Source organism: Paenibacillus sp. J22P51 (assembly GCF_059692215.1).
Genome location: NZ_JCAUAZ010000009.1, coordinates 196,398 through 211,997 on the forward strand (window position 1 = coordinate 196,398; position 15,600 = coordinate 211,997).

Below are 15,600 nucleotides of genomic sequence, written 5' to 3' on the forward strand. Positions count from 1 at the left end.
ACCACGTTTATTAGACGTAGCCAAGCGAAAAAGGTTGCCCCATGCCACTAAATGTTAACAATTTTGACACTTTTAGATGGATTGTGATTTACTTCGATAAACTGCAAAAAAGCCCCCTCGAAAGGTAGGCTTTTAAAGAATTATTGGTTTTCCAATTCTTCCTTACTGACTAATGTGACTAAAGCGTTTACAGCCTGCTCTGCATCCGAACCTTCTGCACTTATGAAGACTTCGGTCCCTGTGCTGATCGCAAGACTCATAATTCCCATGATGCTTTTCGCATTCACTTTCTTCTCATCTTTCTCAACAAAGATCTCAGATGAAAACTTATTCGCCTCTTGAACAAACAATGCCGCAGGTCTGGCATGAAGTCCTGTTCTCAACTTCACAACGACTGGACGTCTGGACATGGAACTAATTCCCCCTAGTGTGGAGCTTATATGGATTACTATTAATAACAGCGTTTACCTTATGTTTTAATATTATAGCATTTTTCCTTCAAGTACACTAGAAAAAATGCGAAAAACTTATACAAACGTTGTGCAGCTCTAATTTTTCTACGAATTTCGGTGTTTTTCAGCCAATTCGTCTATTTTCCGTAGGCGATGATTCACACCTGACTTACTGACACTACCCGAAAGCATGTCTCCAACTTCCTTCAAATTCAAGTCAGGATGCTGAAGTCTAATCTCGGCAACCTCTCTCAACTTCTCAGGTAAGCTATCAAGACCGATCTCCCGCTGCAGCAATCGAATATTTTCGATTTGTCTGACAGCTGCTCCGATCGTTTTGTTCAAGTTCGCCGTTTCACAGTTCACGATGCGATTAACGGAATTCCTCATATCCTTCATAATCCGGACATCCTCGAAGCGCAGCAGCGCCTGATGAGCCCCAATGATATTGAGAAACTCGATAATTTTCTCGCCTTCCTTGATGTACAGCACGAACCCTTTCTTGCGTTCAATGAAACGGGCGTTCAAGTCAAACTTGTTCGCAAGCTGCGTCAATGCTTTGCAGTGCTCTTCATAAATCGAAGCGATTTCCAAATGATAGGAAGATCCCTCCGGATTATTGACAGAACCGCCAGCCATGAAGGCCCCCCGGAGATAAGCACGCTTACAGCAATTGCCGCGAATAATGTCCTTATTAATACCCGTCGTGAAAATAAAACCCTCAGAGACGATTTTCAAATCACTGAGCAGCTCCTGTACTTGACCGGGCACCCTAACAATGTACACATTATTCTTCTTAAGACGCATTTTCTTACGTACGAGCAGCTCCGTATGTGTATTATACGTCTTCTTGATCAGCGAGTAAATTCGCCGTGCAATCGCTGCATTCTCCGTTGATACGTCCAACACGACACGCTGACTCGTTAGCTGAACAGCGCCATTCATTCGAATGAGGGCTGATAGCTCCGCTTTTTCACAACACGGCTCCGAATCATTGATTAAGGTTAATTCTTTTTTGGTTGTTGCCGCAAAGGACAAGGGACTCACTTCTTCCTTAACAGCCAGCTTTCGACGAGCTGATAGATATGGTCACTCAATTTCTCTGCATCATGACGAAGATAGGTACGGAATAGGACAAGTCGATCCGCTATGACCCGATATCCTCTTTTCGTCACTTCATCCAAATCTAAATGGACCGCTTTCGAACCTTTTTCCGCGTATTTGGCTTGCACCTGCGGTGGAATTTCACCATTATTCACGATTACATAATCAAACAAATGCTGACCTAAGTGATCGTAAATCGCATCCAGATGATCACTGACAGAATAATCATCGGTTTCACCTGGCTGTGTCATGACATTACAGATAAACATTTTCACAGCATGAGATGCAACAATCTCCTCAGCAATCCCTGGAACAAGCAGATTCGGCAGCAAACTTGTATATAAACTGCCCGGACCACACAAGATGGCATCTGCCTCGCGTATAGCTTGAACAGCTTCTGTGAGTGGTGTCACACCTGCTGGTTCAATGAACACTTGCTTGATCCGTCCATCGGCCTTCGGTATTTTGGACTCTCCAACAACTAAAGTCCCGTCCTCCATAATGGCTTTCAACACAATGGCTTGATTCGAAGCTGGAAGCACTCTCCCGCGAACTGCGAATACGCGATTCATTTCTTGCACGGCGGTAACAAAATCACCTGTAATATCTGTCAGTGCAGCTAATATTAGATTTCCCAGACTATGCCCGGCTAAACCTGTACCGTTTTGAAATCGATACTGAAGCATTAAAGACAATAAGGGCTCAACATCAGCTAATGATGTTAACACATTTCGAATATCTCCCGGAGGCGGCATCTGCAGCTCACTTCGCAAGATGCCGGAACTCCCTCCATCGTCTGCAACCGTCACGATAGCTGTGATATCAACCGGCTTTTCTTTCAGTCCTCTCAGCATGACCGAGAGCCCTGTTCCACCGCCAATAACGACTATTCTGGGCTTACGTTGTAATTGACCAAGATCCATACTTCTTTCACCCTCTTAATCGCATAGCCGCCTATAAGCGGTCCCGCTCGGCATCCCGATGACTTAGTCGCACGGTCTCGGTCTCGCTGTTCCCCATGACCTTACCTAGATATTCCGTAATCGCAACCGATCTATGTTTGCCTCCTGTACAGCCAATGCCAACAACAACCTGGCTCTTGCCTTCCTTCTTATACTGAGGCATTAAGAAATTCAGCATATCCAACAGCTTCGTCAAGAATTCTTGCGTCTCCGTCCACTTCATCACGTAGTCATACACATCTGGATCTTGACCCGTTTGTGGACGAAGTTGCTCAACATAGTGGGGATTAGGCAAGAAACGCACATCAAAGATGAGATCAGCGTCAATAGGAACACCATACTTGAACCCGAAGGAGATTACATTTATAGATATGCGATTAGTTTCTAGATTGGTGAACCGGGAAATGATTCTTTCCTTCAATTGCACTGGCTTCAAGCTGCTGGTATCAATCACCTGCGTAGCCAGACCCTTGAGTTCTTCAAGCAACTTGCGTTCAAGTCCTATTCCTTCAAGCGGTGCCCCGTCGGGTGCCAATGGATGGCGACGACGGCTCTCCTTGTAACGTTGAACGAGCGTCCCGTCCGTAGCGTCCAAGAACAAAATTTCATAGCTTAGCGTGTAATTTTCTTGGATATAACGCAAGGATTCTTGGAGCGCAGTGAAAAATTCACGTCCGCGCAAATCAATAACCAAGGCGACTTTACCGATTTTCCCCATCGATTGCACGATTAATTCGGCAAACTTCGGAATCAGGACGGGAGGTAAGTTGTCAACGCAGAAGAATCCTAAATCCTCCATGCTTTGAACAGCAATTGTCTTGCCAGCACCCGACATCCCTGTAATAATGACCAGTTTCGCTAAAGGGTGGTTTTCTTCCATGAATGACACCTTCCTTTGGGGTGCTTTCGCAGATCAGATCTCTTCTGTTCATCTGCGAACCCGGTCTATCCTTCTATCGCAAATTCAGACCTGCCGCTCCTACAACGCCTGCATCATTGCCCAATGTAGCAGCAACAATTTCAACACCTTCAGCAGCTGCTTCTGGTGTGAACTTGATAAACGTTTCACGAATAGGCTGGAATAGAATTTCTCCGGCCTTCGATACACCACCGCCGATAATAAAACGCTTCGGGTTAATAACAACAGCCAATGCTGCCATCGAGCGACCGATATAGTAAGCCGCACGATTCACGATACGCAAAGCGACTTCATCGCCACTTTTCGCATCATCAAACACATGCTTAGCTTCAATTTTCTCATGAAGGGCTAGTGATGTACGCTCTCCGCGTTCAACCGCTTCCTTCGCCATACGAACGATGCCTGTCGCGGAGGAAACTGTTTCAAGACAGCCCATTTGACCGCATCCACACTGAATCGCTTCAATGTCAGGAACGATGGACATATGTCCAAGCTCTCCAGCCATACCAGCAGAACCCTGATAAATTTTACCGTTAATAATGATTCCGCCGCCAACACCCGTGCCAAGTGTATAGCACACACAGTTCGGAATGCCCGCTCCAGCGCCTGACCAAGCTTCGCCTAGCGCAGCTACATTTGCATCGTTATCAATTTTAACTTGTTTACCCAGAAGTGCTTCAAGCGTCTTTTTCGCTGGAACGTTATGCCATTGCAGATTAGGAGAGAATTTCACAAAGCCTTCTGGAATATCCATAAATCCAGCTAACCCAGCGCCAATCCCAGCTACTTGCTCCCACGCATAATCAGATTCTTCGACAATTTGACGTACATACTGCGCAATACGCTCTAGAACTGACTCTGCACCAAGTTCAGGTGAAGTAGGTCCTTCTAACGTCTTGAGCAGTTTACCTTGCTCGTCACAAATACCTACTTTAATATTCGTGCCGCCTAGATCTACACCGATATAAATTTGATTGGACATTACAAGGTCACCTCATGAATAATCATAAAATTTTCGGGCATATGCTCCTGTTCCCACTATAAGACAAGCCTGCTGGGAGGTCAAGATTCATCAGCACCCTGTCTAAATGAGAAAACGTGGAAAGCGTAGCCCTCCACGTTAACTGAAATGCCATTACGATTTACAACGAAATACTCCAGTCGTGTACGCTGTTACCTTCAAGGAACTTCTCTGCTTCCAACGCTGCAGCACAACCGCTTCCAGCAGCTGTGATAGCTTGACGATACTTCGTATCTTGCACGTCACCACAAGCGAATACGCCTGGGATGTTCGTTTCTGTTGTACCTGGCTTCACGATGATGTAGCCATGTTCATCTGTGTCGATTTGTCCACCGAGAAACTTCGTATTCGGCGTATGACCGATGGCTACGAAGATGCCGTCTGTTTCAAGGATTTCATCTTCACCTGTTTGGTTGTTTTTCACTTTAAGGCCGGTAACACCTTTATCGCCCGCTACAACTTCTAACGGCGTGTTATTCAGAGACCACTTTACCTTCTCGTTTCCACGAGCGCGATCCTGCATAATTTTCGAGGCGCGAAGCTCATCGCGGCGATGAACCAAACGTACTTCCGTCGCGAAGCGAGTAAGGAAGTTAGCCTCTTCCATAGCAGAGTCACCGCCACCAACGACGATAATCTTTTTACCACGGAAGAAGAAGCCATCACACGTTGCACACGTACTTACGCCGCGTCCGATGTTTTCTTTCTCATTCGTGATACCAAGCAATCTAGCTGATGCACCTGTTGAAATGATCAGTGTTTCTGTTTCGATCTCGCCTAGACCTTCTACTTGCAGTTTAAACGGGCGGTTCGTCAATTCGACCGAATTAACCCAACCTGTTTTGAATTCAGCGCCAAAGCGTTCTGCCTGCTTGCGCATGTTTTCCATTAATTCAGGTCCCATAATCCCTTCGGGAAATCCTGGAAAATTCTCTACTTCGGTAGTTGTGGTCAACTGTCCGCCTGGTTCTGGTCCTTCAATAACAAGTGGGCTTAGGTTCGCGCGCGCCAAGTAAATAGCCGCTGTAAGACCGGATGGTCCTGTTCCTACTACAACTGATTTGTACATATGATTTCCCTCCTAGGTGCTTTCCTGAGGAAAGCTATCTTTAATAATCTTGATTGTTCCTCAGTCTATCGGGGAAGCAATCAGTTCATCTATATGTATGAAAGCCGAGACTTTCATGATGCAACAAGCTCGGCTATCAAAGACTCGTAAACTTATTGAAAATCGCATCCATTTTCTCACGCAATCCACAGGTGTCGTCGATCAACTTCACATGCCGACTGACCGTGGAAACCGTGACGCCATAGCGTGTAGCTACTTCCTGATAGGAAATCGTACGGCGATGCATTTTGGCAATCAAATATTCTAACGCTGCTGCCCAGCCTTCAGATTTGTGAATCTTAGGCACATTCGGGTACACCTTCGTCAGAAATTCAACCCAAAGAATTTCTAAGTCATACTGTTGAACCATATCGTAACGCTTGTGCATATGCGATAGCGCCGTTTCCATTACTCGCTGCCAGCTTGCATCCCATACGGGAAGATGAGGCGAGTACGGAGAAGCCTCTACCATGATGTCCTTATTTTCGAGATAGGCTGGAAGGGACTCGCGAATGCCCATGCTTCGCAGAACGAAGATGGCAACCTTCTTCAAGTAGTCATCCTCTTTAGGATCCAGAATGAAATCCTGAAGGGCATCTCTCACTTCGTTGTCTGCAATCAAGCCAAAGGCTTGAATGACTTGAAGCTTCGTCTCCACATCGCCATGGCGTAACGCCCAGAAGAAGGATGACCGCACAAGCGGGTCTTTCTTCAATTGATCCGGAATCCCTTGCGTAGATTTCTCAAGCGCGCGGAACTGCTCTTCAAACGGCAAATGATAGTGATAGCTCCAAGTAAGCGGAAGAGCTGACTTCTCTCTTACACGCAACTGCTCTAAGTAGAACTTAGAAATTTCAGCACCTGGATCCAGCTTCTGAACCTGCTTCCATAAGCGGTGCGCTTCAGCGAAACGACCGATATGGCACGCAGCAACAGCCGCATAATGATACAGACAAGGATCTGTGCCTCCGTCACCCGCCTTCAGCAGACGCTTAAACAAATGGTACGCTTTCTCATGCTGAGCAAGAATACCCATGGTCGTTGCCAGCTTGAAGACATGCTCCTGCTGGAACGGAAACGTCTTGCCTAGAAGCGAGGTAAGCTCAGCAAGTTCCTTCTTATTGCCGAAATGCTGATGGAAAATCGCCATATTACAGAGTGCATGCAGATTACCAGGATCGATAACCAGCACTTCTCGTATCGTTTCCATCGCCTTTTCGAATTGACCCATATAATAATAAGCCAAAGCTAGATTGTTCCGAGCGGCTGTGAAATCAGGCTGATTCTTCACCAACTTCTCCAGCTGCCTTACAGCTTCTGCAAACTTACCTTCCTCCAGCAACGCACGCGCTTTATCATGCTCGAACAGCCCTTCTCGACTCTTGATGCTAGTGAGAGGGGCGGGACGATCAAGCTCGTAGCTCAGCATTTCCATCATTTCTTCGGATTCGTCCATGAATTGCCCTGTCGGGTCATTCTCCAAATACCGAACCAATGCTTGTTCTGCCTGCTCGAAGTTTTCCATGTTGGCATAGTTGTTTGCCATATAAAAGTGACATTCTGTCATCTCGGGATCAATGGTTTCAAGGATATGCTGCAAAATTTGGTTCGACTCGTCATAATTGCCCACTTCGGAGAGAACACCTGCGAGATTGCAGTGATTTACAGGATTATCCTGTTCATACTCTGCAGCCCGCCGGAAATATTTCAATGCCTTATCATAATGAAACCGATCCAAAGATTGAACCGCTCTCTCGAAAAAGAATGCGGCATCCATGTTAATTGAAATAACTTTTGGTTTTGGCGCTTCGGATATGCGCTTTTTCTTTTCCATAGCAAGACACCTCCGGCAATTTGATTACCATCAAATTATACCATAGATCTCCTAGAAGCCAAAAACATTATCCGAAGGTAAGATTTGGTCTTGAAGTTACTCTTGATCTTGGCCTTTGATTCTATTCAAATCGAGGCTTAAAAAGTCGCCTTTCAAAACCGAGAAGGTTGGACGATAATCCGTGGAACGAGGAACGGAGCGTAGGCGAGCCTACGTGAGTACCGCAGTTCCCGGATTTCGTTCAAGATTCGACGCCGAATATGCTTCCCCGAATAATCCACGTTTTCAAAGTCAGCTTGTAAAGCTTCCTTATACGCCACCGTATTTGAATAGGGAGGATAGGGAACCACCATCGGTAATAATACGAATTGCATCGGACAACAAAGGTGCTACTGAGAGCACATTAAACTTAGGGGAATGATCCTCTGGAATTGCAATGGAATCCGTAATAATAACTTCCTTAATGCTCGGGTGATCCAAGCGCTGCAATGCTGGGCCAGAGAATACAGGATGCGTAGCACAGATGTAAACATCAAGCGCACCGCGTTCTTTGAGACTTTCCACGACGTTAACGATCGTAGTCCCTGTATCGATCAGATCCTCGATAATAATCGGCGTACGTCCAGCGACATCACCAATCACGTGAGTAATCACGGATTCGTTGTGCTCTGGGCGTTTCTTAATCATCATCGCGAATGGCGCATCGAGAATGTTAGCCATTTTCTCAGCTGTAGTTGCGCGACCTGCATCTGGAGATACGATGATTGGGTTTGGCAAATTCTTTCTTTTGATGCAATCACTAATCAGATCTAGCGCTGTCAAGTGATCCACCGGGATATTAAAGAAGCCTTGTATCGCTGGCGCATGAAGGTCAATCGTAACAACACGAGTTGCACCTGCTGCACCGAACAAGTCCGCGACTAATTTAGCTGAAATCGGCTCACGCGGAGCTGCTTTACGTTCTTGACGAGAATAACCATAGTAAGGGATGACAAGGTTGATCGTTTTTGCAGATGCTCTTTTCGCCGCATCCATCATGACGAGAAGCTCCATCATATGCTCATTAATCGGATGGGAGAAGGTTTGTACCAGAAACACGTCACAGTTACGAATGGTTTCTTCGTAAAGGCAATAAATTTCTCCGCTTTTAAAACGCGATAATTTAATTTGTCCTAGCGGCTGGCCGAGCTCTTTACAAATACTTTCCGCAAGCTTCGGATTCGAAGATCCGGAAAAAATTTTAACATTGTCGCTATGCATGGTTAATGGTTACCTCCGAAGGTTCATTAAATAGATTATATAGTCCTACTCATTATACATGATATGTGTCGAATTTAAAAAGTCACAAGATGTCGTTTTCGTGCAGAAAATGTGGCTATTTCGTTAAATCCAATCGTTTTTAATAGCTCTCTTGCCTCATCCAAATACTGAGACAACCGTTCCGGCTGATGCGCGTCCGATCCAAGTGTCACTGGAATTCCCACCTTATGGCAATATTCCAACATGCGGCGGCTCGGAAACATCTCTTTACACGGATGACGCAGGCCCGATGCATTCAGCTCGATCGCAAGCCCATACTCTTTCACGGTATCCAACGCAGACTTCTCTAGTTCCCACGTATCGCGATCCGGCACGTAACCAAATCGTTTGATCATATCGATATGACCGATATAGTCATACAGTCCGGTTCGGACTGCTTTCTTCACTGCCTCGTAGTATTGGGTATAAACAGCAAAAATATCCTTACCTTCCCAACCTGCCAGCTGTCTAAAATCAGAAATATCCCATTCACCTAGGAAATGCACCGAACCGATCACATAATCCCATGGGTAAGCGTTAATGATGGCTGCAATCTCCGACTCGTAGCCCTCAATATAGTCGCCCTCCAGACCCACACGAATATCGATCTGCTCCTTGTACTTCTCCTTGAGATGAAGACATTCTTCCACGTAACGAGGAAGCTCCTCCATCGGCATTGCCATTTCCGGCCAATACGTTTGCGGGTCGACATGCAAAAGCGGCATATGATCAGAAAGCCCCAACTGGGTAAGCCCGATCTCGATGCCGCGTTTGACGTATTCCTCTAGTTCCCCAGAGGCATGACCGCAGCGCACATGATGTGTGTGATAATCAATCAACATCGTGAATTCACTCCAGGTCGTTTACATTATTTTTTGACGTGTCGATTAGCCAGCTCTTTCATAATATCATCCAATGGCAATTTATTATTACGCAAAAGGACCATTAAATGAAAAATAAGATCGCTCGCTTCATAACGAAGCTCTTCATTGTCTTTATTTTTAGCTGCAATAATGACTTCTGCCGTTTCTTCGCCAACTTTTTTGAGGATTTTATCGACCCCTTTTTCGAAAAGGTAGGTCGTATACGCGCCCTCAGGACGCTCCGCGTCACGGGAAGCAATGACGGCTTCAAGCTCAGCTAAAATAGCGAAACGATCGCCGCCAGTAACAGCAGGTGCAGCTTCTTCAACAGAACCTTCCACTGCAATGTTGGACGTGAAGCATGTATACGTACCGTTATGACAAGCAGGTCCCACTTGCTCCACAAGAACCAATAGCGTATCTGCATCACAGTCGTAGCGAAGTGCTTTTATTTTTTGCGTATGACCAGAAGTCGCCCCTTTATTCCAAAGCTCCCCACGAGAACGGCTCCAGAACCACGTGTCTCCCGTTTGAATCGTACGCTGCAAAGACTCGCTGTTCATGTAAGCAAGCATGAGAACCTCTTTACTTACTGCATCCTGCACGATCGCAGGCACGAGTCCTTGCGCATCATATTGAATTTGATCCACTGAAAATGTCATCGAATTTCAACCCCTTTACCTTTCAGGTCCGTCTTGACCCCGTCTATCGTTAACTCTTTATAGTGAAAAATGGTAGCTGCCAATCCTGCGTCTGCCTTGCCTTCGGTAAATACATCGTAGAAATGCTCTGCTTTTCCCGCTCCGCCAGAAGCAATCACAGGAATCGTCAGCAGCTCGGATACCGCACGTGTCAGCTTCAAGTCAAAGCCATCCTTTGTTCCGTCTGCATCCATGCTCGTCAGCAGGATTTCGCCTGCACCTAGCTCTTCCACACGTTTCGCCCATTCCAGCGTCTTAATGCCCGTCGATTTGCGACCACCATGTGTGAACACTTCCCACTCGCCCCACTCAGGATTGAACTTCGCGTCAATCGCCACAACAATACACTGGGAACCGAACTTCCGTGCACCATCAGAAACGAGCTGAGGATTGAGCACAGCTGCTGTGTTAATCCCAATTTTGTCCGCGCCTGCGCGAAGGAGACGTTTCATATCATCGACACTAGAGATCCCGCCGCCTACCGTGAACGGAATTGTAATTTCACCGGCGGTTTGACGGACAACCTCGACCATCGTCGCGCGCCCTTCAACCGAAGCGGAAATGTCGAGAAACACGAGCTCATCCGCACCTTCTTTATCATAAATCGCCGCAAGCTCTACGGGATCACCGGCATCACGTAAATTCACGAAATTTACGCCTTTCACCACTCGGCCATCCTTGACGTCGAGACAAGGGATAATTCTTTTGGCTAACATGCTCAGCACCTCCTCGAGACTGTCTATTTTTATTTACAAAGGGTCAAAAAGTTACCAAGCAACTGCATACCGATATCTCCGCTCTTTTCAGGGTGGAACTGCATGCCGTAGACGTTATCACGACCTACAATCGCTGTTACAGGTTGATAGTAGTCCGTCACTGCCAACAGATCGCTTTCCCGCTCCGGCTTCGCGTGGTAGGAGTGTACGAAATACACATGCCCTTCTTCAATCCCTTTGAGAATAGGACTATCACTCTGCTTGTAGCTGAGACGATTCCAGCCCATATGCGGTACCTTATAGTCTCCGCGGAAACGCACGACCGACCCAGGCAGAAGCCCTAACCCTTCATGCTGTCCGTGCTCTTCACTGTTAGTGAACAACAGCTGCATGCCTAAGCAAATGCCTATCAAGGGCTTGCCTGACGCCGCATACTGCTTCACAACCTCATTCAGACCCGATTCGCGCAGATGCTCCATCGCATCGCCGAACGCACCGACACCAGGGAGGATTGCGCCTTCTGCTGCCAGAATTTGCTCCGGATCTCCCGTGACGATCGCTTCATAGCCAAGCCGCTCAACCGCTTTGCTCACGCTATGTAAATTACCCATTCCATAATCAATAATGGCGATCATGCCTACAGCACTCCCTTCGTCGAAGGAACCCCCTGCACACGAGGATCAATCGATGTTGCTTCATCCAGCGCACGAGCTAACGCTTTAAACACACCTTCAATCATGTGATGCGTGTTCTGTCCGTAATGAACGATGACATGCAAGGTGATACGCGCTTCAAGGGCAAACTTCCAAAGGAATTCATGCACAAGCTGTGTTTCAAAGCTGCCAACATTGGCAGTTGGATACGCTGCACGGTACTCGAAATGCGGACGGTTGCTAATATCGATGACCACTTGAGCCAATGCTTCGTCCATTGGGACGAATACACTCGCATAGCGTTTGATGCCTCTTTTGTCACCGAGCGCTTCGCGCAATGTCTGACCTAGACAAATCCCGATGTCTTCAACCGTGTGATGGTCATCGATTTCGATATCGCCCTTGGCATCCACTTTCAAATTAAAGTGACCATGCTTGGTGAACAAATCTAGCATATGATTCAGGAAGGGAACATCCGTTTGGATCTCCGAAATCCCTGTTCCATCCACTTCAAACTTGAGGGAAATATCGGTTTCATTCGTTTTACGGGCTACGCTTGCTGAACGTGTTCTAACTTGATCCTGTTCCGCCATCTATGTCAACTTCCCTTCCTTTTTAAGTCGAACCTCTACGGCACGCGCATGGCCTTCCAGCCCTTCATTCCGAGCCAATGTCATGATCATGTCGCCGTTCGCGAGTAACGCTTCCTTGCTATAGTGAATGACGCTTGATTTTTTGAGGAAATCGTCCACATTCAGTGGCGATGAGAACCTTGCTGTGCCATTCGTCGGCAGCACATGGTTCGGACCGGCGAAATAATCGCCGACGGGCTCTGTGCTGTAGGCGCCTAGGAAAATGGCACCTGCATTTTCAATGCGCGGCAGGAGGTTAAACGGCTCCTGCACGAGCAGCTCACAATGCTCCGGCGCTAAGCGATTGACGACATCCACGCCTTCGTCCAAGCTATCCACAAGGAGTATCGCTCCTTTGGTTGCTGTCGAGACGGCGGCAATGGCTTTCTTCGGCAGCACATCCAGCTGCCGCCATAGCTCTAGCCGAACCTCTTCGGCTAGCTCGCGGGAAGGTGTCACCAGTATCGACGGTGACATCTCATCATGCTCGGCCTGCGCCAGCAGATCGGCCGCGACGTACTCAGGATCGGCGTGCTCGTCAGCGAGCACGACAATGTCCGTTGGTCCGGCGATCATGTCGATATCGACGACGCCGAACACGAAGCGCTTCGCCAGCGCGACGTAGATGTTGCCCGGCCCGACGATTTTATCGACCGGTGCGATCGATTCTGTGCCGTAGGCCAGCGCGGCAATCGCCTGCGCCCCGCCTACGCGGTAGATCTCTTTCACACCCGCTTCGGCTGCAGCCACGAGAATATGCGGGTTGATGCCTTCTTCGCCCGCGGTGGACGGAGGCGTCACCATCGCGATCTCGGGCACCCCCGCGACGATAGCGGGGATGGCATTCATGAGCACGGAGGACGGGTACGCCGCCTTCCCTCCGGGCACGTACAATCCGACCCGCTTCAGCGGTCGGATGATTTGGCCCAGCAGACTTCCGTCCGGCTGCAGGTCCATCCAAGAGTTGCGTTTCTGCTTCTCATGAAACGCACGAATGTTAGCGGCGGCTTGACGCAGCGCCGCTAGGAACGCCGCGTCGACCTGCGCGTACGCCGCTTGGATCTCTTCGTCGCTGACGCGTAGCTCAGCGACGTCGACGCCGTCGAACTGCTTCGCTAAGCTTCGCAGCGCGGCATCTCCGTCCTTCCGCACCTCATCGATGATGCGGCGGACGGTCTCATTTTGCTCGGGTGAGCCGTATTCGACTTCACGTTTCAACTGAAATTCGGAAGCAGGCATGATCCGCATTATTCATCTTCCTCTCATTCGTGTTCTACTTACTTCGCTCTATAGCTTCACTGTCGGCAATACCGCCTGCAGCATATCACACAATCGTTGGATGGAGTCATTCTTCATCCGATAACTCACACGATTCGCAATTAAGCGGCTCGTGATTTGAAAAATTTCCTCTTGTTCCACAAGACCATTTTCCTTCAAGGTCTGACCCGTCTCCACCATATCTACGATGCGGTCAGCTAGTCCGATCAGAGGAGCCAGCTCGATGGAGCCGTTCAGCTTGATCACTTCTACTTGCTGTCCTTTCTCACGGAAATATTGGGAGGCTACATTCGGATACTTAGTCGCAACACGCGGGTTGATAACCTGTTTCCAATCCGGCAGCCCAATCACCGACATACGGCACCGTGCGATCCCTAGATCAAGCAATTCGTAAACATTGCGATTTTCTTCCATCAGAACATCCTTGCCTACAACCCCGATATCGGCCACGCCATACTCCACATAAGTAGGTACATCCACTGGCTTGGCTAAAATAAATTCCATTTTCGCCCCTGGCACAGGGATGATTAAACGGCGGCCTTCTTCCAAATCCTCAGGAATAGGCAATCCTGCTTGCGTAAACATTTTCGCTGCTTGTTTATAGATACGGCCTTTCGGCATCGCTACTTTAAGAATGTCATCCACCGTTCCAACCTCCTCCAAACTTCCCTCATCTCGCTGAGAGGTTATACCGTAATCAACCTAATTACTTCGTTATATTCCGCTCTAACCAGATCACTGATCTGATCATTCGTTGTAAGCTGTGTGATGACCACAAGCTCTTCATCCCCGCTTCTCATCGCCTTCGCCAGCTGCAACGCTTCCTCGCGATGCTCCGTATCATAGGCAATGAGAACACGACCTGGTTGTTTCATCTGCTCCTTGCCTGTTACTTCAAGGATGCGATTCGTTTTGAGCGCAAACCCTGTTGCTGGCGCTGGACGTCCAAACTGACTCAATAAGTTATCGTAACGACCTCCACTGCAAACAGGGAAGCCCAAATCAGCCGCATACCCTTCGAATGTCATGCCTGTATAGTAGGAGAAATCTCCAATCATCGTTAAATCAATCACAACATGCTCACTCACGCCATATGCTTTCAGAACATCCCACACTTCGCATAGATGTCGAATAGCGTCCTGTGCAATTGGATGCTGAGAAACCATTCGAGCTTGCTCGCAGATCTCGTCACCGCCACGCAGCCTAAGCACACCATTTAGCTCACGCTCAACATCAGGCGCTAGGGATAGTGTCTTAATAGCTTCCCGGTACCCAACATAATCACGACTGAGCAAATGCTCTTTCAAGGCAAGCTGAGCCTCTGTGCGCCCGTCTAGTGTTTCTTGGAATAAACCGTTCAGGAATCCAACATGACCAAGTGCGATCTTAAATTTTTCTACGCCAGCGGCCTGTAGTGAAGCAATCGCTAAAGCCACGACCTCTGCATCAGCTTCAGATGAAGCGTCCCCGATCAATTCAACGCCCGTCTGATAGAACTCTGAATCTCGGCCCGCTTCTTCTTCAATCGAACGGAAAACATTCGAATGATAAGAAAGACGAAGTGGAAATGCTTGTTCCTTTAAAAGCGAAGAGGCTACACGCGCGATTGGTGCTGTCAGCTCAGAACGCAGAACGAGCGTTTTCCCCTTGCGATCTAGGAGCTTAAACAGCTTCTTATCCTCTGTGGAGCTTGCAACGCCAACTGTATCGTAATATTCAAGTGTAGGTGTAATAATCTGGTTGTATCCCCAGCGTCCCATACAGGCCAATACACGGAATTCTATATTTCTGAGTTTCGTCACCGCATCAGGCAAATAATCTTTCGCGCCTAACGGCTTTTCAAATACTTTTGGCTTCGACACCGTCTCACCTCAATAAGTAGGAGTATAATCTGTTAGCATTAATTTATCTTCAACATACTTTATTGCGTTAACGTGCTACCATACTACCAAAATAAAGAATGTACGGCTATTTTAACACGTATCCTAAGGACCGTCAATCCATCTTCGCCCTGTTCGGCGCCTCATTTATAGGAACATATTAGACACGATAAATAAT

Annotated in this window: 16 protein-coding genes; all 16 read right to left on the minus strand. The window is 47.7% G+C overall.

The genetic code is table 11. The features are described 5' to 3' along the window. Positions 1 to 140 precede the first annotated feature (140 nt). Positions 141 to 410 carry an HPr family phosphocarrier protein gene (locus tag AC58QC_RS20035; protein WP_028555561.1) on the minus strand — a complete coding sequence of 90 codons (270 nt, stop codon included), beginning with the start codon at positions 408 to 410 and terminating at the stop codon, positions 141 to 143. Between the two features lie 147 nt (positions 411 to 557). Then, on the minus strand, positions 558 to 1,490 hold the full coding sequence (whiA, locus tag AC58QC_RS20040) for a DNA-binding protein WhiA (RefSeq protein WP_065851303.1): 933 nt from the start codon (positions 1,488 to 1,490) through the stop codon (positions 558 to 560). 5 nt (positions 1,491 to 1,495) lie between these two features. Further along, the gene (locus AC58QC_RS20045) at positions 1,496 to 2,479 is read right to left on the minus strand and encodes a gluconeogenesis factor YvcK family protein (RefSeq protein ID WP_497416858.1); all 984 of its coding nucleotides are present in this window, start codon (positions 2,477 to 2,479) and stop codon (positions 1,496 to 1,498) included. 31 nt (positions 2,480 to 2,510) lie between these two features. Further along, positions 2,511 to 3,398 (minus strand): RNase adapter RapZ, encoded by an 888-nt coding sequence (rapZ, locus tag AC58QC_RS20050; protein ID WP_497416859.1) that lies wholly within the window; start codon positions 3,396 to 3,398, stop codon positions 2,511 to 2,513. Positions 3,399 to 3,471: 73 nt separating this feature from the next. After that, positions 3,472 to 4,419 carry an ROK family glucokinase gene (locus AC58QC_RS20055; protein WP_497416860.1) on the minus strand — a complete coding sequence of 316 codons (948 nt, stop codon included), beginning with the start codon at positions 4,417 to 4,419 and terminating at the stop codon, positions 3,472 to 3,474. Between the two features lie 160 nt (positions 4,420 to 4,579). Next, positions 4,580 to 5,527, minus strand: coding sequence for a thioredoxin-disulfide reductase (gene trxB, locus AC58QC_RS20060; RefSeq protein WP_497246645.1), 948 nt, complete (start codon positions 5,525 to 5,527; stop codon positions 4,580 to 4,582). 136 nt (positions 5,528 to 5,663) lie between these two features. Further along, entirely contained in the window at positions 5,664 to 7,400 is a 1,737-nt protein-coding gene (locus AC58QC_RS20065; protein ID WP_497416861.1) for a tetratricopeptide repeat protein, read from the minus strand. A 309-nt stretch (positions 7,401 to 7,709) separates the two neighbouring features. Further along, positions 7,710 to 8,660 carry a ribose-phosphate diphosphokinase gene (locus AC58QC_RS20070; protein WP_497271841.1) on the minus strand — a complete coding sequence of 317 codons (951 nt, stop codon included), beginning with the start codon at positions 8,658 to 8,660 and terminating at the stop codon, positions 7,710 to 7,712. Positions 8,661 to 8,734: 74 nt separating this feature from the next. Further along, a complete protein-coding gene (gene hisJ, locus AC58QC_RS20075) occupies positions 8,735 to 9,541 on the minus strand; it encodes a histidinol-phosphatase HisJ (RefSeq protein WP_497416862.1) in 807 nt (268 codons plus the stop codon). A gap of 26 nt (positions 9,542 to 9,567) precedes the next feature. Beyond that, the gene (hisIE, locus tag AC58QC_RS20080; RefSeq protein WP_497416863.1) at positions 9,568 to 10,224 is read right to left on the minus strand and encodes a bifunctional phosphoribosyl-AMP cyclohydrolase/phosphoribosyl-ATP diphosphatase HisIE; all 657 of its coding nucleotides are present in this window, start codon (positions 10,222 to 10,224) and stop codon (positions 9,568 to 9,570) included. Then, the gene (hisF, locus tag AC58QC_RS20085) at positions 10,221 to 10,979 is read right to left on the minus strand and encodes an imidazole glycerol phosphate synthase subunit HisF (RefSeq protein WP_497416864.1); all 759 of its coding nucleotides are present in this window, start codon (positions 10,977 to 10,979) and stop codon (positions 10,221 to 10,223) included. Before hisF ends, hisIE begins: the two co-directional genes overlap by 4 nt. Positions 10,980 to 11,008: 29 nt before the next feature. Then, positions 11,009 to 11,614, minus strand: a complete 606-nt coding sequence (gene hisH, locus AC58QC_RS20090) for an imidazole glycerol phosphate synthase subunit HisH (protein WP_497416865.1) — start codon at positions 11,612 to 11,614, stop codon at positions 11,009 to 11,011. 2 nt (positions 11,615 to 11,616) lie between these two features. Continuing rightward, entirely contained in the window at positions 11,617 to 12,225 is a 609-nt protein-coding gene (gene hisB / locus AC58QC_RS20095; RefSeq protein WP_497416866.1) for an imidazoleglycerol-phosphate dehydratase HisB, read from the minus strand. Beyond that, positions 12,226 to 13,512: a histidinol dehydrogenase gene (gene hisD / locus AC58QC_RS20100; RefSeq protein WP_497416867.1), complete on the minus strand. Its 1,287-nt coding sequence runs from the start codon at positions 13,510 to 13,512 to the stop codon at positions 12,226 to 12,228. It abuts the gene before it with no gap. A 39-nt stretch (positions 13,513 to 13,551) separates the two neighbouring features. After that, positions 13,552 to 14,187 carry an ATP phosphoribosyltransferase gene (gene hisG, locus AC58QC_RS20105; RefSeq protein ID WP_497271829.1) on the minus strand — a complete coding sequence of 212 codons (636 nt, stop codon included), beginning with the start codon at positions 14,185 to 14,187 and terminating at the stop codon, positions 13,552 to 13,554. A gap of 41 nt (positions 14,188 to 14,228) precedes the next feature. Next, positions 14,229 to 15,404: an ATP phosphoribosyltransferase regulatory subunit gene (locus AC58QC_RS20110; protein ID WP_497416868.1), complete on the minus strand. Its 1,176-nt coding sequence runs from the start codon at positions 15,402 to 15,404 to the stop codon at positions 14,229 to 14,231. Positions 15,405 to 15,600 lie beyond the last annotated feature (196 nt).